The sequence below is a fragment of the Proteus penneri genome (assembly GCF_003144535.1).
In the GTDB taxonomy this organism is placed as follows: domain Bacteria; phylum Pseudomonadota; class Gammaproteobacteria; order Enterobacterales; family Enterobacteriaceae; genus Proteus; species Proteus penneri.
Genome location: NZ_PHFJ01000009.1, coordinates 43,462 through 63,443 on the forward strand (window position 1 = coordinate 43,462; position 19,982 = coordinate 63,443).

Here is a 19,982-nt window from a genome sequence, read left to right on the forward strand (position 1 = left end):
CGCCTTGTGGTTCAGATATACAGCAGGAAGCGCTGTTTTTATGAAAGGTCTTACGGATGAAATTATTAGTGCCTAAACAATTTGGTAAATTAGGTAGACGTTTGTATATGGCGTTTATCTTTAGTTCTTTACTCACCCTATTAATTGGTGTGGTGATCTTTTTTATGTGGGGAAAATTGGCGACACAGATTAATGCGTCAGTGGGGGAGTCTCTACCGATGTTAACCACTAGCTATAATATGGAACGTTATAGCACCAATTTACAAATGCTATTAAAAGAGCGAGAACAGACACAGAGAAAATCAGTTTCAGAGCAACAACAGCAGGAAATTCATCAGTTACTCGATAATTTGCGTGAGTTTCCTATTGAGCAAAAGCCACAGCGTGATTTTTATACTCAACTTGTTGACGAACTGTCGGCATTAATTGATCAGCAAGATGTGTTACTGGATAAGCGTCGAGAATTGGAAAATAGGCTTGCTCAATTATTAGGTCAATTAGCATGGATGCATGACGCTGTTGGTGAAGATATTAAACCGCTACTTAATGAAATTGAGTGGCATGTTAGCCAAATGATTAATGAGAAAAATGTACAGGAAAACAGCCTACAACTTTTACTTGAATCCACATTATTACAAGAATTATTTACTACGGAAAATGAGTTAATTAGTTTAGTTGAAGAAATTGCTCATCAACGCTATAGCCGTGATATTGATGTCGCTTTTCATTATATCAGTGTTAAGATTGATGAAATAATCGCCTTAAATCAAAAGCTAAAAAGCTATCCATCAACTATTGCTCACCGCCAGATATTACAAGAGATTATTGCCATTACGCGTTATGACGGTGATATCTACCAGACATTGATTGATGATGTAGAAAACGAAAAAAAGCTCAAAGCATTAACTCCTGAACTGAATGAAAAATTATCACAATTTGATAGTGCTGTAAGAAGCAATGTTTTTGCTACCAGTGAAGCGCTAAATAAGCTTAATGATAATACTCGTAAACTGATGGCAACGGGGAAAATCGTTATTGTTGTCATCATTATTGCATCACTTTTGCTGAGTATTATTGTGATGAAAATCTTAATCGATAGAAGACTTATCGCAAGATTGAATAAACTCAGTGATGACTTAGCGCATGTCGCTAACGGTAATTTAACCGAGCCTGTACTGATTGAAGGACAAGATGAAATTGGTCTATTAAGTCGGCGACTTCGTCGATTTTGGCGTCAAATGAAAGAAGTTGAAGCTAGTAATGCGTTAAATCTTATTAATAACACGGATGCGAGTTTAATTACCTGTCACCACGATGGCAGGATAGAAACGGTTAATCCAAGTGCGGCAACACTCTTAGGTACAGGAAAAGAGCAAAATAGCAAACCGCTTTGGTTGCTGTTTAGTGGCGAAGCCAGCACGATGCTAAAAACTCAATTTAGCTCAAGTGGCCAGCTCTATTTATTAGGGCAGAGTGAATGTATTATTCGAATGGTAAAAGCGGGTGAGCCTCATTTCTTACAATTTAATATTCGAGAATATCCACATAAAGATGAACACAAATATATTGTGACTATCACAGATATTACGCGCCAAGAGTTAAGCCGATTAGAGCTTCAACGGCTGGTGGCATTAAAAACACAAGATTTACAGGATAAAAACCAGCAATTAAATGAAGAGATGTTGCGTCGTGAACAGGCACAAAAACATTTAATTCAGACACAAGAAGAGCTTGTACAGGCTGCTAAAATGGCGGTTGTGGGTCAGGCGATGACAAGCCTTGCACATGAGCTTAATCAGCCACTTTCTGCAATTAATACCTATCTTTACAGTGCAAAACTGACTATGCAGATGGGAAAATATGATCAATTACCTGATTCAATCGAACGTATCGAAAAGCTGTGTGCGCGAATGAATCGAATTATTACGGCATTGCGTAATTTCTCTCGTAAATCTTCATCTGAAATTAGCTTTGTATCAGCACCATTAAAAGAGCTGGTAGATAGCGCGATGGTGTTGGTAGAGTCTCGTTCTAAACGAGAGCAGTGCATTATTAAGAATAATATTCCTGATGAATTAACCATTTGTGCAGATCCGACACAAATTGAACAAGTCTTAGTTAATTTGTTTGTTAATGCGATGGACGCTATTGCGGGTCTTGGTGAAAGTCAGATCACCATTGATCTTTTATCTGTTGATCCCAAAAGAAAATTAGTGGCGATCGCTGATAGTGGAAAAGGATTCAATTCAGAGGTTTTACCCAAATTATTTACCCCATTTACAACCACAAAAGATGTGGGGCTTGGGTTAGGGTTATCCATTTGCCGTTCAATTATGCAACGGTTTGGTTATGAAATTTACTTGGCCTCTACATTAAAGGGTGGCGCCATGGTTGTTTTGGAGTTTACAGATGACACAATCACACATGCATGATATTGACGTTTTATTAATTGATGATGATGAAGATATTCTCGAATCTTATCGTCATTTGCTTAATCTTGCGGGAATGATTGCCAGAGTAACTGACTCACCAGAAAAAGCATTAAGCCTTTTAACACCAGAATGGCAAGGTGCTGTTGTGCTTGATATCTATATGCCAGCAATGAATGGTATGGAAGTGTTAGAGCGCATTAAACAAATTGACCCTCGTATCCCCGTTATCATGATCACTGGCCATGGGGATATACCGTTAGCAGTAGAAGCGGTAAAAAAAGGCGCTTATGATTTTATTGAAAAGCCAATTAATCCTCCTGCTTTCTTAGAGTTAGTGGCGAAGGCTCATAAAGAGCGTCAATCCATTCTTTCTCTGAGAAATGCCATAATAAGCACGACACAAGAGCGATTAGTGGGAGATAGCGCGCAAATCACCGCGATCAGAGAACAAGTACAACAAATTGCCGATATTGATAAAGATTTAATGATAGAAGGAGAGATGGGAACGGGACGTCACCTTCTCGCTCAACTCTTACATGAGTTAAGCCCGCACAGTGATAAAGCTATCCAAACAGTTGATTGTCAAAGTTTATCTGATATCAAACAGGTTATTGCTCAAATTGAAGCGGATGAAGTTGGAACATTAATTTTGCGTTCTCCTTATGATTTATCATCAGAAGCTCAACGTTGGCTAAGCTCTTATCTATTAGATATGGAACGTCAAGGAAAACGCCATTTTAGAACGATTGCGATTTTAGAAAATAATACACAACAATTGGTAACCGAAGGGCGATTAATCCCTGAATTTTATTACTATTTTTCACAAATCACTTTTTCATTGCCTCCGTTAAGTGCAAGACGCCCTGATATTATTCCGCTATTTAGAGCATTTTTGAGACAAAGTGCGCAACGACTCGGTATTGCAGTACCGAAGATTGATCGTAATTACCTCGATATTTTAAAGCGTTACGATTGGCCAGGAAATATTCGTGAGTTACGAAATGTGGCTGAACTCTATGCGGTAGGCATTGTGAAAATGGTTGATAGTGAACAACATCGAGCCATTATCCCACCAGAAGGCCCTTTGGATAATCTTATAGATGAATATGAGCGTCGATTAATTGAGGATGCGTTATATTTATTTGTGGGTCGAGTGAGTGATGTGGCGGATTATTTGGGTATTCCACGTAAGAAGCTATATTTACGAATGAAAAAACATGATCTCGATAAAGATAGCTATAAGCCAAAAGTTTGATTTACCCAGCATGCCGTAAAGCCCGTCCTTAAGGGCGGGTTGGATATCCAAAACACCTGTTTGAGTAAAGGGAGTAACTCCCTTTATAGCAATAGCAAGTACTGTCTTCTTATCAATAGCGTTTTTCGTTGACTTACCCGCACACTATTGTGCGGGTTTTTTGTGTAGATGAATTGAAAAAAGGGTTATGGCATTATTGGTTCAATACTTAACTCGCCCTTATTTGTGTCTAATTTTAGCATCTGAGATTCAGTCACTTTTAATAGTTCAGGCCCCAAATTTACTAACATGGGTAAATGCATTTCAGACGCGATAATGGCACTGTGAGAAAGGACATCGCCTTTGGCTAACACTATTCCCACGAATTTTTTATATTCCAATTGAATTAATGTGGAAGGAAAAATCTCTTTGGCGACCAAGATAGCGGGTTGTGAAGGGGTAAAGCTTGGGCGAGTTTTATCTTGTAAATGATAAAGTACTTGATTACGCAGATCACGAAGATCGAGTTCACGTGCGCGTAAATAAGGGTCGGTGAGAGCACAATACAACTGTGTTCTTTCTTGCATTTCATCTGACCAACTTTGCTGGGCACTGATCTTCTTTTCTTTGATGCGATCAATCACACTTGTGATTAATTCATCATCATCTAACATCATGATATGGCCGTTAAAAATGGCACCGATATGCTCACCTAATTTTTCACTAGCTTTATTGGCACTCTGTTTTAGTGCTTTTAGCGTGCTTTTTATTGCAAATTTAAGTTTGCCGATTTGAGCATCAATATCAATCGGTTCAGATAAGTTTTCGATAGGTGAAAGTTCTATTTCATGCCAAATAAAAGCAGGGGCCTTAATTTGGGTGACGGGGGCTAAAATGCCTTTTAATGTTAGGGTATTAGAATCAGAAGATAACTCCTCTCCAAAGCCATTTTGGGCAAGTTCAAGAAAAGCTGCAATCGCCTCCTCTTCTTGTTCACCAGAGGCAATTAGCGTTATCTCATCACCTTGGCGAATTTGTATTAATGAAAGCTGATTTAAACTGAGAGGATTAATACGCCTATCCCCTTTAACTAATTGATAATCAGCCTGAAAAGCAGAAAGTACCTCAACTAACGTTGCGGCCGGTCTGACGTGTAGACCATGGGGATTACGAACAACCCAACTTGCCTCTTTACCGTGAATTTTGACAGTGGCATTAATATCATTTTTAGATTGAACGAAATTTTCACCAAGTTGGATTTTCTTTGGATATAAAGAATTTGAAGCTTCTTCAATCACTTTTTCTAGTGATGCGCCTGAAGATGCGGCTACAACTGCAGCAAGCGTTCCTTCAACTAAAGGCGCTGAGCAGAGGGTGACTTTCTCAGCTAGCTCTGGATCAAGTAACTCAATCGCAGTTTCTGCACTTAGTATTGCACTACCTAAATCCATCATCACAACAATAGATTGTGCTGGTGAAAGCGATTCTATCGCCGTCATAATTTTAACGGCATCAGTGCCAATGGCATGTTCGTCATCGTTGACACCTGCGGCAACCGCAAGCTGGCAATGAGTTGGATTAAGCATCTGACTGGCAAGTTCTGCCACACCATCTGCGAGATGTTTACTATGAGAAACAATAACAATATTTATCATGGTAGACCTTTATGGGTTGCTTGGTCAGTTATGCATTAATACTATTTGCAAGGGCTTGTATCATCAGTACCACAGAAGCACTGCCGGGATCTTTATGTCCGATACTGCGCTCACCTAAGTAGCTTGCTCGCCCTTTTCGAGCCTGCATCGGAATGGTATTTTCAGCCGCTTTTTCAGCGACAACTTGTGCTTGATTGAGGGCTTCTTTGATAGAAAGATTTTGTTCACTCGAGTGTTTTAATGACTCAACCACCGGCCACCAAACATCACACATGGTTTTGTCATTTGGCTCTGCTTTTCCTCGGCTTACAATGCCTTCTACACCTTCTGTTACCATTTCAACAAGTTGATTAAGTTCTAAGTTTTGCAATGCAGCCGTGGGTTTGGCGGCACGAATAAAGAAGGTGCCAAATAGTGGGCCACTTGCTCCACCAATATTTGAGAGCAATGTCATACCTGTGGTTTTAAGGATTGTGCCAATATCTTGTCCTTCAAATTCAGGTAGTTTTTCTTGCACTTTTCTAAAGCCTCGGTTCATATTTAAACCGTGGTCAGCATCACCAATTTCACGATCTAAGTCTGTCAGATAATCACTATTTTGTTCAAAAAGTGATGCGCATTGTTGTAACCAAAGAATGATTTGAGCATGTGTTAAAGCCATTTTTTGTTCCTTTTCTTGTGATTAAAGACTTATTTCACCATCGCTGGTGTATTCACAGGGGCATCCCATAAGGTAAGTAATTCATTATCAACTTTTAATAACGTTATTGAGATCCCTGTCATATCGAGCGAAGTACAATAAGAACCAATTAAAGAACGTTCGATGGTCAAGCCAAATTTTTCACAGCATTGAGTTAAACGGTTATAAACACCATAAAGTTCAGATTGTGGTGTGGCACCAAGGTTATTCACTAAGACAATGACGCGATCGCCAGATTTTAACGGCTGTTTTTCCTGCTTTTCATCGATCCAAGTGCCGTTTTCACGATCCCAATTGCGGATCACTCGTTGATAGTGACCATTTTCAATTAAGGTATTAAACATGGCATCAACGGTATCATTGAGAGAAGTAAATTTACGGCGGTCAATACCCGGTTCACCATGAATACCGACACCAAACTCCATTTCATTTTCAGGTAAAGTAAAAGAGGGTTTTCCTGCGGCTGGAACCGTACAGGCTTCTAAGGCGATACCGATAGAAAAACCATTGTTATTAATGTGGTGACCTAATTTAACTAGTTCATCTAGAGAGTCGCCTCTTTCTGCTGCCGCGCCCAGTAGTTTTTCTATTAAAACGGTATTGGCAACACCACGGCGCCCTGCGGTATATAAGCTATCTTTTACCGCTACATCATCATCAACTAATACAGTTGCGATTTTTACACCGTCGTCATGAAGCAGTTCTGTTGCTGTTTCAAAGTTAAGTACATCACCGGTGTAGTTTTTCACGATCATTAAAACACCTTCACCGCTATCAATCTCTTTGGCGCAGTCATACATTTTATCTGGCGTTGGTGACGTAAATATTTCACCCGGACATGCACCATCAAGCATTCCTTTACCCACAAAACCTGCATGCATAGGTTCATGCCCGCTACCACCGCCGGACAATAGCGCAACTTTATCTTTTACTGGAGCATCTTTTCGCGTGACATAAAAAGAGGAGGGATGAAGTTTGATTTCAGGATGGGCTTTTGCAAAGCCTTGTAGTTGTTCAGATAACACATCATCAACTCGATTAATCAGCTTTTTCATCTTAAATGCTCCATTTGAAATTTGTGTTTAGTCTTCAAACTAGAAATAGGGGTTCTGGTTTGGGGGCTGACAAATTATTTATTAAAGGATTGGCAAACACAGTATCAATCGGCGTGTTTGTTTTATTTAAAACATAAGAATTATTTTTATTTAGCTTAAAAATGAATCTACATCATTTATCTTTCTATAAGAATAAGTTAGTCAAATAACCTGTCAGAATGGGAGCAAGATCATAAAAATAAATGAAAAAGAGTATCTGTTTGTGATGGTTACATGTTTTGCAAAAGCGTCAATGCTTTATCTCGTTGCTCTGGAGAAAGATTTTTAATGACATCTAATAACAACGTATTCTTGTTTTTTGCGCTAGGCATAAGGGTGTGACTAAACGTGAGGTTTAAAACAAAGGTATGTCCGCATTCAGGATCACGACAAGCGCAATAGAGATCGGATAACTCTTTGTGTTTACGATTACTTTTCTTTATAAGCGCTTTTTCACCACATTCAGGACAAAAGATAGTTAAGACACGCATATTATTTTTCTCTTTACTAAGGGCTATCGGATACCTTCTATATTAGCTTAAAATTGTATTATAACCAGCCTATTTATTGTTTTTTTATATAAATATTTGTTTTATGGTTGTTTAAAGGCATATAAAACAAGTTTATTTGTATTGTTTGGTGTGAATAGTTCGGTTATTGTCGGTTAAAGCATGATAGCCGACAATAACCGAACAAACTTACTAGCCTGAAATACAAACTTTGTCGATAATGATTTTACGTTAAACCATATGGAGATAAGTAACGCTTTACAGATTATCTGATGAATGTTGGGAGGAGAGGGTTCTTTTTACGGTTAAAAAAAGTGTGATCAGAGATGAGGTGTATTCATGGATGAATATGACAGCACATTGATATCGTTAGTGGTAGTGGGCGCTTTTATTGCATTAGGAAAGATGCTCGTTGCGAATGAAACAATGACATTAAGATTGTTTATCGGCAAAATTATTTTAGGCTCGGCGGTTTCTGTTGTTGCTGGCGCACTGCTTATTTTATGGCCTGGAATTGATTCTGTCGCAGTAATGGGGATTGGCTCAGCGCTCGGTATTGTGGGTTATCAGTTAGTCGAAATCTGGTTACGTAAACGAGGTAATCAATTTTTTTCAGGGAAAGAAAAAGAGGATACCAAGTAAAAAGTGCAATATGTTTTCATCATAAAAAGTCGATAAAGTCAGTTTTGTCTCGAATGACTAAGGTGTTAGGTCATGTTCAACAAACAAGCGTTATATGCATGGATTGCAATACTGGCGTTTAGTTTGGGTTGGATTGCTCAAGGATGGCATCGAGATAATATAGCGTTAGAACAACGGATGTTAATAACGGTAATCGAAGATCAAGCAAACAGGGATGTTTGTCTTGATCTTCACTTTTTTCTTTATCATCCATCTAAATATGCTGACATCCTTTTGGGCTAATTAATTGGCCTTGTATGTCAGCGATACCGATGTGGGCAATGCAACCCGCATTAAATTGTAAATAGTCATCTTCTATACCATCAGAGAAAATTACGCCATTTTCTGGCATCAAAGATTCTAATTGCAACGGTGAATCTGGCTCAATCGTGCCGAAAGTGAGTGCCACTCCGGTCGTTCTGCTTGGAAACGGTTCTCTTACACTAAATTGTAATTTTCGTTCACTCCAGTTAAAACCTTGTAACAGAGGGTGCGAAGTTTCTCCTGTAATGGCCATCGCACCAGCAAGAATAGATTGAAACCAACCTGTTGATCCCAGTCCTGTTGATACAATAATGCCTGATGAAGATTGCGCTTCTTGAACGCCACTCCATTGTAAAATATACCGTGCGGAGGTGTGACTTTTAGGGCCAATAAATAAGTCATTCACTGCTAATAGTGATTGACCATCATTGGTTGTCGCTTGCGCGAATGTGACCGTTTTAAATGGCATTTTTTGATTAATGGTATTAATGACTGTCTCTTTTAATTGCCCTATTTCAAAGGGTAATAATTTACCATCCCATCTTGATGGATCAGGATTTATGGCAATAATGGGCTGTCCATTAAGGTATTTTAATGTATTAGCAACCAATCCATCTTGACCGATCACCACCACAATGTCGTGGGGTGAAAATTGATAGCTAGGTAATAAACCTCTTTCTAAAAGTTGAAAACGCCCTAATGATTTTAAAATCAGTTCAGCTTCTGTTAATTGTTTTTGATATAAATTGTGTTCATTGAGGTAATCCTTTACCTCAACATTGTTGTGTTCTAGATAGAATTTGGCTTGTGACCAAGTATTAAAACGCTCGATTAATTCCTGTAAACGGCTTTTTCTCATCACCAGTACGAAGCGAAAATCGTTATTACGTTGCATTATTTACCCCCTTTTTTCATGAATTGGCTAAATAAATCAGGGGTGATATTTAGTTCGCCAATTTTTCCTGAATTCAGCGCTAAGGTTTCAAATGCCATGGCCATTAACTGTTGTGAGTCCATTTTTGCTAGCGCCATGGCTTTTAGGTTTTCAACTGGTAATTCACGATAAGCACGCATAGTCGCCTCAATGGCATAAGCATCGGCTTCTGATTGTGTTCGCTGATTTTCAGCACTTAACGCGACCAATTCTTTGCGTTTTGCTTCTGCATTAACCTTCGCTTCAAGGCGCTCTTTTTCAATCTCGGCTTGTTCTCGTAATAATGTACGTTCATTTTCTAAGCGTGCTTCTTCAATTTCTTGACGTTTACGTTGAACGGATAAATCGGTTTCTAACTCAGCTTCTTTAATGGTGCGTTCTTGTTCTACTGAGAATTTACGGCGAGCATAAATGGCATCATCGGCTTCTTTCAGTAAGGATTCTCTCGCTTCGGCTTCTAGTGCTTTTAAAGTTTCTGGTGATGGTGTGATTGCCGCAATAGAGACATCTAAAATTGCAATACCTAATGCTTCTAATGACGAGTGTTCAATCAATTGTTCCATCACCAAAGTGACTAATGATTGGCTGAGTAATAATGCTTCTCTAAGTGGGGTACTTTGGATCTTTGCTTGAATTAAGGTTTGTGCAATACGTACAACGCGATCACTGAGTTTGAGTGGATCTTCAGAGGCATAAGACTTGCCGTTTTTACTCAAGTTAAAATTGAGCACTTCTGCCGCTTTTTCAGGCGCTTTGACCTGAAATGAAATTTGCCCTTGAATGCGTAACCCCTGAAAGTCTGCGGTTTGGAAGTTAAAAATAAAAGGGGCTTCTTGAGCGTTTAAAGGTAATGCCGCAATAGAGGTTGTGGCTGAGTTATACCAAAAACTTAAGCCTTTACCTTGTTGGCGGATTTTGCCATTAACGGATTTAATGATAAATGTTGATGAGTCAGCTTTAAAATAATTTAAGTTAAACATAGTATTTCCTTTTTAAGTGTCTTTATGACAATAATTGGATTGTGTCCTATCGACACTATCGTTGTCAACTGATTTAGTGTCTTTATGACAAAATTTGATTTTTTGCTGTTTAACCTTAAAATAGCCTTATCGTTTTCTAATAAAGCTTCCGTCATGAATGAACAAGATTTTTTAGCCAGTTATAACCGTCGTGATTTCCTATCTCCACTAATCACCGTTGATGCCGTGCTGTTTACTTATCATGAAGAGCAGCTAAAAGTGTTGTTGGTGAAAAGAGGGGAGCATCCTGAAAAAGGAAAATGGGGTTTACCCGGTGGGTTTGTTGATGAAGTGCAGGACAAATGCCTTGAAGATACAGTGCTCAGAAAATTAAAAGAGAAAACGGGTGTGATCCCTCCTTATATTGAGCAACTCTGTTCAGTGGGAAATAGCCAGCGTGACGCAAGAGGTTGGTCAGTAACGGTTTGTTATACCGCGTTGATTGCACATCAAGCCTGTGAAGCACATATTGATACTGTGGATTCGGTAATGTGGTGCCCTATTGATGAGGTTACACAACAAAGCTTAGCCTTTGATCATCAAGAATTAATTACACAAGCGAGAGAGCGATTAAAGCAAAAATCACTCTATTCAATTGTTCCCGGATTTGCATTACCCGAGGTGTTTACCTTGCCTGAGTTACAACATGTTCATGAAATTTTGATTGGGAAAGAGATCCAGAAAAAATCATTTAGACGACGCATCGAACAGGCAGATTTATTGATTGATACTGGTGAAAAACGGGCAGAGAGAGGACGCCCTGCAAGTCTATATCGACTCAAAGAGGCGTCGGCAGATTATCGTTTTATTCGTAATCTTGAGTTTTAATTTTTGAGTTGTTTAACAAAATAATCGGCGCCATCTCGGATGGCGTCATCAGCCACTTTTATCATACGTGAATAATGTAAAAAGGCATGTAATGTGCCAGAATACATTTTATATTCACAAGGTAATTGATGGGCTTCTAGCGTTTTAAATAACGTCACACTATCATCAATAAGTGGGTCGTATTGTGCGCTGGCGATAAAGCAAGGTGGAATATCTTGCGTCAAATCGTTATTAAATAAGCAATAATAAGGTGCGTCACGACTGCCAAGTGCGGTTAAATACGCATTATCATATTCTTCGAGATCTTGCTGGCGTAATCCATCCCATTCACCTCCATAAAGTCGGCGGCTGGTGGAATCACGTAAGCCATATAATCCATACCAAAGTAAAGCTGCGCTCACTTTGCCACAGTGAACGTGTTTGTCACGCAACCATAACACGGTGGCAAGTGATAACATGGCACCTGCGGAGTCACCAGCAAAACCAATACATTGAGTATTAATATTGTGGTGTTTTGCATTTTGATGATAATACTGACAAACCTGTGCGGATTCATCAATGGCTTGGGGATAGCGCGCTTGCGGTGACAGTGAATAATCAATACCAATAACGGTACAGCCAGTATAGCTGGCAAGCAGTCGCATAATGCGATCGTGGGTATCTAAATTCCCTAAAATAAAACCGCCACCATGCAGATAATAGAGAGTTGCGGGTGTTTTTTCTTTGGGTTGATAAAGACGCGTTAATACATTTCCATAAGAAGTACTAACCGAAATATCTTTTACATTAAACATCTCTGGTGCGTCTGCATTCCAATAACGTCTGTCTTGATTATAAGCAAGGCGCATAGAAGGGTAGTCATTACTTTCCGGCGCAGGTTGCGGATTATCTGCATAATATTGCATAACTTGCTTCATTTCTGGCGAAATAAGTTCTAGCACATTGATTTTATTTTTAATATTCATTAGCCCCTCCAATTATCACTATGCGGTATTGTAAATGTTAGGGCTTAATAAACTGGGATCTTGGTATCCAATATTGAAGGTTAGAAAAGTATTGAGGGGGGGCTCACTGAAAATGTGATTTTGCGTTGATATCAAATTAAAGGCTAAAGTTTGATAGATTGCACAGTTTTTCTTAACTAAATAATGCTGTTAGGAATAAAAATAATCATAGCGTTCAGATCAGCGGTCGAAAAGCGTTCTTCTTAAGAATGAGTACAAAGGTTGAATTGATAAAAAGAGAATAACCCGTAATAAACTAAACGGATTATTCTCTTACTTTATTAATTTGAGACTAATTGCACCACAACAAGCCGCCCGCCTTCTTCTGTCGATAACACAAATTGCAATCCATCGGTTAATGCAATTTTATCGCCAATCGCTATTTTCTTTTTCTCTGGCAATACCATTAATCCATCAATACGCTCGTTAACCAGCCACCATGTTGAATTGTGATAAACAAAATAGCCTACACGCTTTTTTTGTTCATCTGTGGTGCGCTCATTAGGTGCAATCAGGCGATTAACGTGCCAAGGAAAGAGTGATTGATTACTCCAAACCATTAAGCGGTGATCGTCTGGTCTGAAGCTACCAGCTTTACGGGAAGAGTAGAGATTTAAAATCGGCAATTGTCCTTTATATGGTGTATGACAATAAGGACAAACCGGCTGTGTTTTTCCAGAAAAAACATACCATTGCTGTTCACAATCTTTATTCTGACAAGGCTGAACCAAATCTACCGTTTTGACTAAAGCCGTTTCCCATTCATCAGCGGTAGGCCGTTGCGAAGGATCATGTAATCCTGTAATAAAGGCTCTTTCAAAAAGAGGCGTCAGGTAAGGCCCCATAATCGTGTATGGGATTTTTTCGGGATCAGCCCAAGGTAGCGATGACGGTTTTACCTGATTAAGTTTTACCGCATTGCTACGATCTGTTGGGTGTTCAATAAACAGCGCTTTTTCACCCATAGAGAGTGTCTCATCACGCATTTCATCATCAAGATCGTGAATTTTACCGCCACGTAAAGGGTGGCGATAAAACAGATACATATAGATTAATACCGCAAGGGCGTGTCTATCAGTCGTGATACTTGGCAAGATCCGGTTAGGATCTTCTTTCGGTAAATGACTGGTTTTTACCACTTCTGGTGCAATAAAATCAGGTGTTCCGACAACATCAGGTGGGTATTTCCCAGGAACCACTAAACCGTCAATATCAATGACACAAGCATGACCTTGTTCAGGATCGATAAGCACGTTTTTATAGCTTAAATCACTATGGCATAAGCCTGCTGCATGCATTCGGCGTACAGCACGAGAGAGCAATAAACAGACTTTCAGGTAATTTAATAGATTGCCTCTTTCACGAGGATCGAGAAATTTATTTTGGTTATTTGCACTTGCAAACCATTTACCTTCTTTTTCTCGGCCTTTTATGGCAAGAAAGTCATTGTTTTTAGAGCCATATTTAAAGAAAAAGTGGGATTGATACGTGGGCACCACAATACCAATTTTTCCTTGATATTCAACAACATCTGTTGGCCAGCAAAAGAGGTTTTTCCAATATTCTCCACCACTTTGCTCAAAGATATTATGTCGATAAGAGCCTGTTATCATATCGATTCTATCTTTGGCTTGTGCGTTTTGTTTTGTCTTATAAAAGGCAACAACATAGGTTTTGTCAGGGGAAAAATAGACATCTTTCATTGAGCCAGAGCCAATAATCTCATTGACGTACTGAACTGTTTTTCCACTTTGCGTTGTACAGGTAATGATCTCTGCCATGAAACTCACCTATTTTCTCTTTGATGATCACCAAGCCACAACCAGAGTGCGGTCATCGTGATTGCCTGCTGAAAAGAAATTTAGCCATTCGGCCAGTTTTTGATCTGCGGTTTCTGGTGAGGCTAAACAAGGCGATATTTCATCAATAAGCGCTGCCCATTTATTGGGATCTTGTAAGCCATTATCCGTTTCAAATACCGGATCAGAAACGCCGTCTGTCATTAAAATAAGGTGTGAAATTTCTTTCCATTTACCAATAATAATGCGTCGATTAAATTCAGCATCGTTGAGCGCACTATCATCAAGGAAACGGGTTTGTCCTGCATATTCACCACTATCTGGAATACCTAAAATGCGAACTTTTCCCGCTGGGCCATAAGCGGCAATAGCACCATCTCCCATCCAAAATGAGGCCGCAAATAGCTCGTCATTGATACGCAAAGAAACGGTGGCTAATAACGTAGTAGAAAAAGATTTTACTGGCTCATTAATATGAATGGCTTCGTTTTTGAGGTTATTAATCGCTAATTGAGCCGCATTACGGAAGAGTTGAGCAAAGAAGCTTCCCAATTGATTAATTGCGTTATTGTCATTCCATTGATGAATGGTTTCAAGATGAGGTTTAAGTGCTTTATTCTCCACACTTAATTGCGATTTTAAATAGTGGCTTACGGTATTGATAGCAATCCGAGAGCCTTCACGAGAATAGCGCGCACTGCCAGCACCATCAGCAACAATTAAAATATTCCATTGGCTTTGGTTATCGTGATGAATATAAAAATCGTCATCACGGAATGTGCCTGCATGTTCATGAGAGCGACCGCGACGACTTGCACCTGCGATACGAATGTTGTCTTTAAGAATAAGTTTGCTATCAATATGCGCTTTGGGGTAAAGGCTATCGGCGGGAGGCTCATTGATTTGCCATAAGCTACGAGGATCAGGGTTGATGATTAATAAGACTTCATCGTGATAGCAAATGGCATTTACAGACCAATGGACAATCAATGTGAAATTGCCACTTTTTGTTGGCGTACCCACTAAGCAACAACTTTCAGGATCAAAGCTTATTCCAACTACTTCTGGAAAATCAACCGCTTCAATTTTGGCAATTTCGAGGGTATCTAGTTCGATACTGAGTGTAGAATTGAACGCTGTACCGACTTTGGCATTAGAAAGGGTAATTTTGGCCGTAGGGCGGTGAATAATCGGTTTTTCTATTGGCATTGGTGATGAGTGTGTGGGAATTTGCCCCGGTTTTAATGGGGACTCTTCTGGTAATGATATTTCTTCAGAGGCTAAATCACGGGCGGGTGGCAATAACAGAAGAATAGGTTGTACTTTATCTTGTGGTGTAATTTTTTCTGCTGTTTTTGCTTTGATTTTACTAATAATAAAATCAATGTATTGAGCGATTTCTGCATCTTCATATAACGCAATAATCAGTTCTTCATGTATCGCAATGCGTTGCGAAGTTAGCGTATCATCAATAATCAGTTTTGTGAGTAGGGCTTTTTTATCCATTAGCCTTTACCTCGAGTGACATCAAAGTCAGATTGATTGCTGTTATTTCCAAAGGTGATGCTGTTATCACACCATGGGCAAATAACAGTTTCTGGGCCATTTACACAGAGTAATTTGCCACATTGGCAAACAGCGAAGGCGGTGGCATTGCCACAATAGGGGCAACCAGGAGTGCCATGAAGTTCACTGGTATTCACTTGATATGCCGTAGCGCTGAGATCGCTCCATGCAAAGTAATCTTCGTTTAAGGTGTAGCAGCCCGTTAAATTAAACCCATTGAGGTTGAGATTAAAATCAAGTCCAGAGGCTTTCATTGGTGGGCGTTCATATTTCATTAAATAAGGCGATCGAGTGTGGCTACAACGGCCGACAAATGTGACACAAGATTCATCATAGGCACGAGCTACATCATCTTTGGCAAGGCGAACAATTTGCTCGGTTTTGCTTAAAAGTGGAGGTGTTTCCTCGCCAACACTGCGACTGTGGGAAACCACAGACATCGTTATCCATTTTATAAAACGGGTGAAATCGCCTTCTTGTGCTTCAGTAAATAACAGTACATTTTCAGTTAATTGTGATAACGCGTGTAAGTCAGCACTTAAGCCTAATCCAATCGCAATTAAGTTAACTTTATTGGCGTAGTGGGCTTTCCAGCGTTTTATCTCTTGTGCGTAATCATCGGTTGGTCTACCGTCAGTAAGAAGATAAACAACAGGTTTCCAATCACCTTTTTGCTCAATTGTGGTTTTTCTAACTTGAGTATCGATTTGGTGAGTAAGTTCTCGTAACGCACTGCCTAATGAAGTGCCTCCCCCTAAAGGAAGCTGAGGAGGATAAAAAGAGACGACTTCAGTGAGTGGAACAATGGTTTTTGCAACGCCAGCAAAGGCGATAACAGAAACCCAAGCAGTTTCAAGAGCGTGAGGATCTCGCCTGAGATCGCTAATAATAGTCGTCAGACCATCATTCATCTTTTTTAGGTTTTCACCTATCATCGATTCTGAACAATCTAAAACAAAGAAAATGGGTAGCCTTCTCATTGTTATACCTTATTACTTTATCGTGGCTGTTATGTATTGGAGTAGATAAACCAAAGCCTGAATAAAATAAAAGCAAAGCCTTTTGGAGCACTTTGCTTTTGCGGATCACAGTACAAGTTGGATTTCAGGAGGTGGTGGCGGTAAGGTATCTTTATCTGTATTCACTCCTGCACTTGAACTGCCTGATGCGACACTGGCAGAGACCCATTTAAAAAAGCCAGAGAAGGCATTAGAGTCTAGTGTTTCTAAAGCGACCACTTGAGGTGTGAGTTCTTTAAGGTGATCATGTTTGGCTTTAGGGCCAACAGCACAAGCGATGATCGAACCAAATGAACGTTTTTTCACTTCTTTAATCGCTTCACCATAAGCATAAGCATCAGAAGGTGTGCCATCAGTCATCAAAAAGACGAGAGGACGCCAGTCACCTTTTTGGTCACCATCGGAACGCTTAATATCACGATCGACACATTGGATTAAACATTCTAGCGCAGCACCCGTGAAAGTACCGCCGGAGCTAGGGACGGTGATATCAGAGAATTGGAAATCTTCTAATGCAGTTAATGGGATAAATTCACGTGCTTCATTATCATAAGTGATAATTGAGATATGAACGCTTTCTAATGCGTAAGGATCTTGTCTCAATGCATTAAGCATAGTTTGTATCCCTACGTTAACGGCATGAATTGATTCTCCTCTCATTGATCCTGAAGTATCAATTAACAGGTAAACAGGCAGTCTTCTCATTAGGTGAAGTCCTTTAAGTAAGAAATAAAGCTATCTGAACTTGAAGGCTCACCAATGGCGTTAAGTTTCCAGCCATTTTCTTCTCTGACTAATTCAGCAAACAGCATTGAACGTTGATTGTTGAAGGCTTCGCCTCCAGATAAATCAAAACGAGCCATTTCTATATTTTTGGCATCAACGGCGCGGATAAAGGCATTTTGTACTTTACCAAAGTGTTGTTGTCGTTCTCGACCATTGTAAATCTGCACAATAAAGACGATTTTGCTAAATTTAGGATCAAGTGTGTTTAATTTCACGATGATCTGCTCATCGTCTCCATCACCTGCACCTGTTCGATTATCACCTGTTAACCAAATCTGCCCTGATTTGTGTTGTAGGCTATTAAAGAAAATAATATCGCCATTGACGAGAGAAGGTCGTCCATCTTCGATTTTACCCAAATCGTTGACTTTGCCGTTTTCGCCACATAAGAAGGCGATAACATCTAAATCGTATTCTTCGCTTTTTTTACCAAAGAGACCACCAAGAAATCCGCGTTTTTCTTCGTTGATATCCCAGCCTAAACCGATAGTAACAGAGGAAAGGTCATATTCATTTTTCTTTAAACTAACACCTTGTCCTTTTTTTAAACTAACAGACATATTCATTCCTTTTTTATTTAAAGTACAACGTTAACCTCAGGGGGCGGTGGCGGTAAGTCATCAAGATCACTAATATCTTTCTTAGTTAAATCGACTTTTTGACTACCAACAGAAATACTGGCTGAAACCCACTTAAAGAAAGACTTAATCGTGTTGGAGTCTGCCGTATCTAGCTGTAATACAATTTCAGTGATATTTTTTAGTACACCTGTTTGTGCTGATTGTCCTGCTGCACACGCAATAACAACGCCAGTGCGCGCTGCTTTAAATTTCTCAACGCCTTTTTTCCAATCGTCCGTGGGGGCGCCATCTGTCATCACGAAAACTAATGGACGCCAATCGCCTTTTGTCTCAGCCGTAGTTTTTTGTACTTCTTTTTCAATACGATTAGAAACTAAAGTGAGTGCAGAACCTAATGCTGTTGTTCCACTTGCGACTAAATCAGGAACTTTGAAATTGATTAAATCAGTGAGTGGCACAATCTGTTGTGCGGTTGAGTTAAAGGTGATGATAGAAATATAGGCGGTTTCTAAAGCGTAAGGATCTTGGCGTAGTGTTGATAAGAGCATTTCAACGCCATTCTTTACTGCTGCAATAGGTTCTCCATACATAGAACCTGATGTATCAAGTAAAAGGTAAACTGGCAATCTTCTCATGCATTTATCCTGTGAGTGAGATAGAAATAAGCGATTAATATACTAACCGACTCATGAAGGTGTTCAATTGAGATTATGCTTAGTTTAATTAAATTGGAGAAAAAACGCAGTGATGATTGTCCAATATTAATAATCTGAATGAAGATAGTATGAAAAGCAAAATAAAAGAGGAATTGGCCTGTTTATCCCTCTTAAATCGAGTGACGAAGCGATATAATTTTATTAAAGAAAGCCTGTTTTATTCAGTCCGTATTTATAAGTATGACAAAAATTGAATGGTTAATAATGATTAGGTATAAATACGCACTCCAACTAAAAATAATAATAATTATAAAAGCTAATAAATTCAATTGATTAATATATTTGTTTTTTTTGTTTTTAAATATATTTAAAATAAAATAAAAGTGTTGAAAATATATAAAATAACTTTATTGGATAAGTGTTTTTATATATTTTCTTATTTTTCTTATTTTTAAAAAAATAACTTGATACCGAAGTATCAAGTTAATTTTTATTATTTGCTTTTAATTCTTTTTTTCTTTTTCTTTCTCAGCTATTTCAGCGAGTGTTGATTGAATTAAATTTTCAATATAGTGATCAACTAATAATTCTACAGCTTCACTACGTGTGGAATTATTTAAATAAGATAATCTATCGATCTTGCGTAATGCTGACATTTTTAATGAAAGTGAAACTGATTTCTTTTTATCTTTATCGAGATAAACTTTGCTTGTCATTCCATTGTGACGAAGCTCTTCACTGGCGGATAATGCCTCACGCATACGACGTAATGCCTTACTATCGAGTTGGCCTCGTTCAGTCATTTGATACGCGCGAGAGGCTTTGCTGTATTTTATTTCAGCACCATAAGAATCTCTTATCTCTTTTAATACGCGAGTTAATGTAGGCTCTGAGCATTCAAGAGCAGAAATAATCTTAATAGTTGGAACCTTTTTTCCTGAGCTTAAAAGGATTGCCAGTGTAAAGACTCTGACCTGACGGGTGCTTAATTGCATGCTTAGTTACCACTTATTCTGTTATTTGTGTGTTAAAATAGTCAGCAATAATATTTATTATTCTTGTTCTGTGTGGACAAGAGTAAATAAGATAAGCTTCCTATTAAATGTAGTATAAATTAATAATTGAAATAAAAATGTACTTTTTTAAATAAAAAAATTCGCGTTATTCTTATAAGTTCTAGTTAAAGATAACATGCTTTAACTAGAAACTTATAAATTGAAA

General features: G+C 38.8%; 19 protein-coding genes. 5 read left to right on the forward strand and 14 right to left on the reverse strand.

Annotated elements, in window-relative coordinates:
• The first annotated feature begins 56 nt into the window (after window positions 1-56).
• Window positions 57-2,432, forward strand: coding sequence for an ATP-binding protein (locus CUB63_RS11375; protein ID WP_109848061.1), 2,376 nt, complete (start codon window positions 57-59; stop codon window positions 2,430-2,432).
• On the forward strand, window positions 2,410-3,687 hold the full coding sequence (locus CUB63_RS11380) for a sigma-54-dependent transcriptional regulator (protein ID WP_109848062.1): 1,278 nt from the start codon (window positions 2,410-2,412) through the stop codon (window positions 3,685-3,687). Before CUB63_RS11375 ends, CUB63_RS11380 begins: the two co-directional genes overlap by 23 nt.
• A 185-nt stretch (window positions 3,688-3,872) precedes the next feature.
• Here CUB63_RS11380 and dhaM read toward each other — a convergent pair whose 3' ends face one another.
• From dhaM to CUB63_RS11400, 4 genes are all read right to left on the reverse strand, one after another.
• Window positions 3,873-5,321 (reverse strand): dihydroxyacetone kinase phosphoryl donor subunit DhaM, encoded by a 1,449-nt coding sequence (gene dhaM, locus CUB63_RS11385; RefSeq protein ID WP_109848063.1) that lies wholly within the window; start codon window positions 5,319-5,321, stop codon window positions 3,873-3,875.
• A 28-nt stretch (window positions 5,322-5,349) separates the two neighbouring features.
• Window positions 5,350-5,982 carry a dihydroxyacetone kinase subunit DhaL gene (gene dhaL, locus CUB63_RS11390; protein WP_006536081.1) on the reverse strand — a complete coding sequence of 211 codons (633 nt, stop codon included), beginning with the start codon at window positions 5,980-5,982 and terminating at the stop codon, window positions 5,350-5,352.
• Window positions 5,983-6,011: 29 nt separating this feature from the next.
• Window positions 6,012-7,076 carry a dihydroxyacetone kinase subunit DhaK gene (gene dhaK, locus CUB63_RS11395; protein ID WP_109400008.1) on the reverse strand — a complete coding sequence of 355 codons (1,065 nt, stop codon included), beginning with the start codon at window positions 7,074-7,076 and terminating at the stop codon, window positions 6,012-6,014.
• A 269-nt stretch (window positions 7,077-7,345) separates the two neighbouring features.
• Window positions 7,346-7,606, reverse strand: coding sequence for an Ogr/Delta-like zinc finger protein (locus CUB63_RS11400; protein WP_109848064.1), 261 nt, complete (start codon window positions 7,604-7,606; stop codon window positions 7,346-7,348).
• A gap of 357 nt (window positions 7,607-7,963) precedes the next feature.
• Here CUB63_RS11400 and CUB63_RS11405 point away from each other — a divergent pair, with 357 nt between their 5' ends.
• On the forward strand, window positions 7,964-8,266 hold the full coding sequence (locus CUB63_RS11405) for a phage holin family protein (RefSeq protein ID WP_072064343.1): 303 nt from the start codon (window positions 7,964-7,966) through the stop codon (window positions 8,264-8,266).
• Window positions 8,267-8,338: 72 nt separating this feature from the next.
• Window positions 8,339-8,548, forward strand: coding sequence for a hypothetical protein (locus CUB63_RS11410; RefSeq protein ID WP_109848065.1), 210 nt, complete (start codon window positions 8,339-8,341; stop codon window positions 8,546-8,548).
• Here CUB63_RS11410 and CUB63_RS11415 read toward each other — a convergent pair.
• Together CUB63_RS11415 and CUB63_RS11420 are read right to left on the reverse strand one after the other, a co-directional pair.
• A complete protein-coding gene (locus CUB63_RS11415) occupies window positions 8,520-9,464 on the reverse strand; it encodes a diacylglycerol kinase catalytic domain-containing protein (RefSeq protein ID WP_109848066.1) in 945 nt (314 codons plus the stop codon). The genes CUB63_RS11410 and CUB63_RS11415 overlap by 29 nt on opposite strands.
• Window positions 9,464-10,483 (reverse strand): SPFH domain-containing protein, encoded by a 1,020-nt coding sequence (locus CUB63_RS11420; protein ID WP_109400006.1) that lies wholly within the window; start codon window positions 10,481-10,483, stop codon window positions 9,464-9,466. Before CUB63_RS11420 ends, CUB63_RS11415 begins: the two co-directional genes overlap by 1 nt.
• Window positions 10,484-10,636: 153 nt before the next feature.
• On the opposite strand from CUB63_RS11420, the gene CUB63_RS11425 reads away from it, so the two are divergent.
• Complete coding sequence (locus CUB63_RS11425) at window positions 10,637-11,350, forward strand: NUDIX hydrolase (protein WP_006536068.1); 714 nt, start codon at window positions 10,637-10,639, stop codon at window positions 11,348-11,350.
• On the opposite strand, the gene aes is transcribed toward CUB63_RS11425, so the two are convergent.
• The 8 genes from aes to CUB63_RS11465 form a co-directional block, all read right to left on the reverse strand.
• Entirely contained in the window at window positions 11,347-12,315 is a 969-nt protein-coding gene (gene aes, locus CUB63_RS11430) for an acetyl esterase (protein ID WP_109848067.1), read from the reverse strand. The genes CUB63_RS11425 and aes overlap by 4 nt on opposite strands.
• A 320-nt stretch (window positions 12,316-12,635) precedes the next feature.
• The gene (locus CUB63_RS11435; RefSeq protein WP_109848068.1) at window positions 12,636-14,135 is read right to left on the reverse strand and encodes a helix-hairpin-helix domain-containing protein; all 1,500 of its coding nucleotides are present in this window, start codon (window positions 14,133-14,135) and stop codon (window positions 12,636-12,638) included.
• 27 nt (window positions 14,136-14,162) lie between these two features.
• Window positions 14,163-15,659, reverse strand: a complete 1,497-nt coding sequence (locus CUB63_RS11440; RefSeq protein ID WP_109848069.1) for a PP2C family serine/threonine-protein phosphatase — start codon at window positions 15,657-15,659, stop codon at window positions 14,163-14,165.
• Complete coding sequence (locus tag CUB63_RS11445; RefSeq protein WP_109848070.1) at window positions 15,659-16,699, reverse strand: TerY-C metal binding domain-containing protein; 1,041 nt, start codon at window positions 16,697-16,699, stop codon at window positions 15,659-15,661. The genes CUB63_RS11440 and CUB63_RS11445 overlap by 1 nt, the downstream gene beginning before the upstream one ends.
• Window positions 16,700-16,804: 105 nt before the next feature.
• A complete protein-coding gene (locus CUB63_RS11450; protein ID WP_072064336.1) occupies window positions 16,805-17,443 on the reverse strand; it encodes a vWA domain-containing protein in 639 nt (212 codons plus the stop codon).
• Window positions 17,443-18,084, reverse strand: a complete 642-nt coding sequence (locus CUB63_RS11455) for a TerD family protein (protein WP_109848071.1) — start codon at window positions 18,082-18,084, stop codon at window positions 17,443-17,445. The genes CUB63_RS11450 and CUB63_RS11455 overlap by 1 nt, the downstream gene beginning before the upstream one ends.
• A 17-nt stretch (window positions 18,085-18,101) precedes the next feature.
• Complete coding sequence (locus CUB63_RS11460) at window positions 18,102-18,740, reverse strand: vWA domain-containing protein (protein WP_109848072.1); 639 nt, start codon at window positions 18,738-18,740, stop codon at window positions 18,102-18,104.
• A gap of 524 nt (window positions 18,741-19,264) precedes the next feature.
• Complete coding sequence (locus tag CUB63_RS11465; RefSeq protein WP_006536056.1) at window positions 19,265-19,756, reverse strand: hypothetical protein; 492 nt, start codon at window positions 19,754-19,756, stop codon at window positions 19,265-19,267.
• Window positions 19,757-19,982: the final 226 nt, after the last annotated feature.

Coding starts and splice junctions, on each gene's coding strand:
- CUB63_RS11375 (WP_109848061.1), top strand. CDS start 57: ATGAAATTATTAGTGCCTAAACAATTTGGTAAATTAGGTAGACGTTTG.
- CUB63_RS11380 (WP_109848062.1), top strand. CDS start 2,410: ATGACACAATCACACATGCATGATATTGACGTTTTATTAATTGATGAT.
- dhaM (WP_109848063.1), bottom strand. CDS start 5,321: ATGATAAATATTGTTATTGTTTCTCATAGTAAACATCTCGCAGATGGT.
- dhaL (WP_006536081.1), bottom strand. CDS start 5,982: ATGGCTTTAACACATGCTCAAATCATTCTTTGGTTACAACAATGCGCA.
- dhaK (WP_109400008.1), bottom strand. CDS start 7,076: ATGAAAAAGCTGATTAATCGAGTTGATGATGTGTTATCTGAACAACTA.
- CUB63_RS11400 (WP_109848064.1), bottom strand. CDS start 7,606: ATGCGTGTCTTAACTATCTTTTGTCCTGAATGTGGTGAAAAAGCGCTT.
- CUB63_RS11405 (WP_072064343.1), top strand. CDS start 7,964: ATGGATGAATATGACAGCACATTGATATCGTTAGTGGTAGTGGGCGCT.
- CUB63_RS11410 (WP_109848065.1), top strand. CDS start 8,339: ATGTTCAACAAACAAGCGTTATATGCATGGATTGCAATACTGGCGTTT.
- CUB63_RS11415 (WP_109848066.1), bottom strand. CDS start 9,464: ATGCAACGTAATAACGATTTTCGCTTCGTACTGGTGATGAGAAAAAGC.
- CUB63_RS11420 (WP_109400006.1), bottom strand. CDS start 10,483: ATGTTTAACTTAAATTATTTTAAAGCTGACTCATCAACATTTATCATT.
- CUB63_RS11425 (WP_006536068.1), top strand. CDS start 10,637: ATGAATGAACAAGATTTTTTAGCCAGTTATAACCGTCGTGATTTCCTA.
- aes (WP_109848067.1), bottom strand. CDS start 12,315: ATGAATATTAAAAATAAAATCAATGTGCTAGAACTTATTTCGCCAGAA.
- CUB63_RS11435 (WP_109848068.1), bottom strand. CDS start 14,135: ATGGCAGAGATCATTACCTGTACAACGCAAAGTGGAAAAACAGTTCAG.
- CUB63_RS11440 (WP_109848069.1), bottom strand. CDS start 15,659: ATGGATAAAAAAGCCCTACTCACAAAACTGATTATTGATGATACGCTA.
- CUB63_RS11445 (WP_109848070.1), bottom strand. CDS start 16,699: ATGAGAAGGCTACCCATTTTCTTTGTTTTAGATTGTTCAGAATCGATG.
- CUB63_RS11450 (WP_072064336.1), bottom strand. CDS start 17,443: ATGAGAAGACTGCCTGTTTACCTGTTAATTGATACTTCAGGATCAATG.
- CUB63_RS11455 (WP_109848071.1), bottom strand. CDS start 18,084: ATGTCTGTTAGTTTAAAAAAAGGACAAGGTGTTAGTTTAAAGAAAAAT.
- CUB63_RS11460 (WP_109848072.1), bottom strand. CDS start 18,740: ATGAGAAGATTGCCAGTTTACCTTTTACTTGATACATCAGGTTCTATG.
- CUB63_RS11465 (WP_006536056.1), bottom strand. CDS start 19,756: ATGCAATTAAGCACCCGTCAGGTCAGAGTCTTTACACTGGCAATCCTT.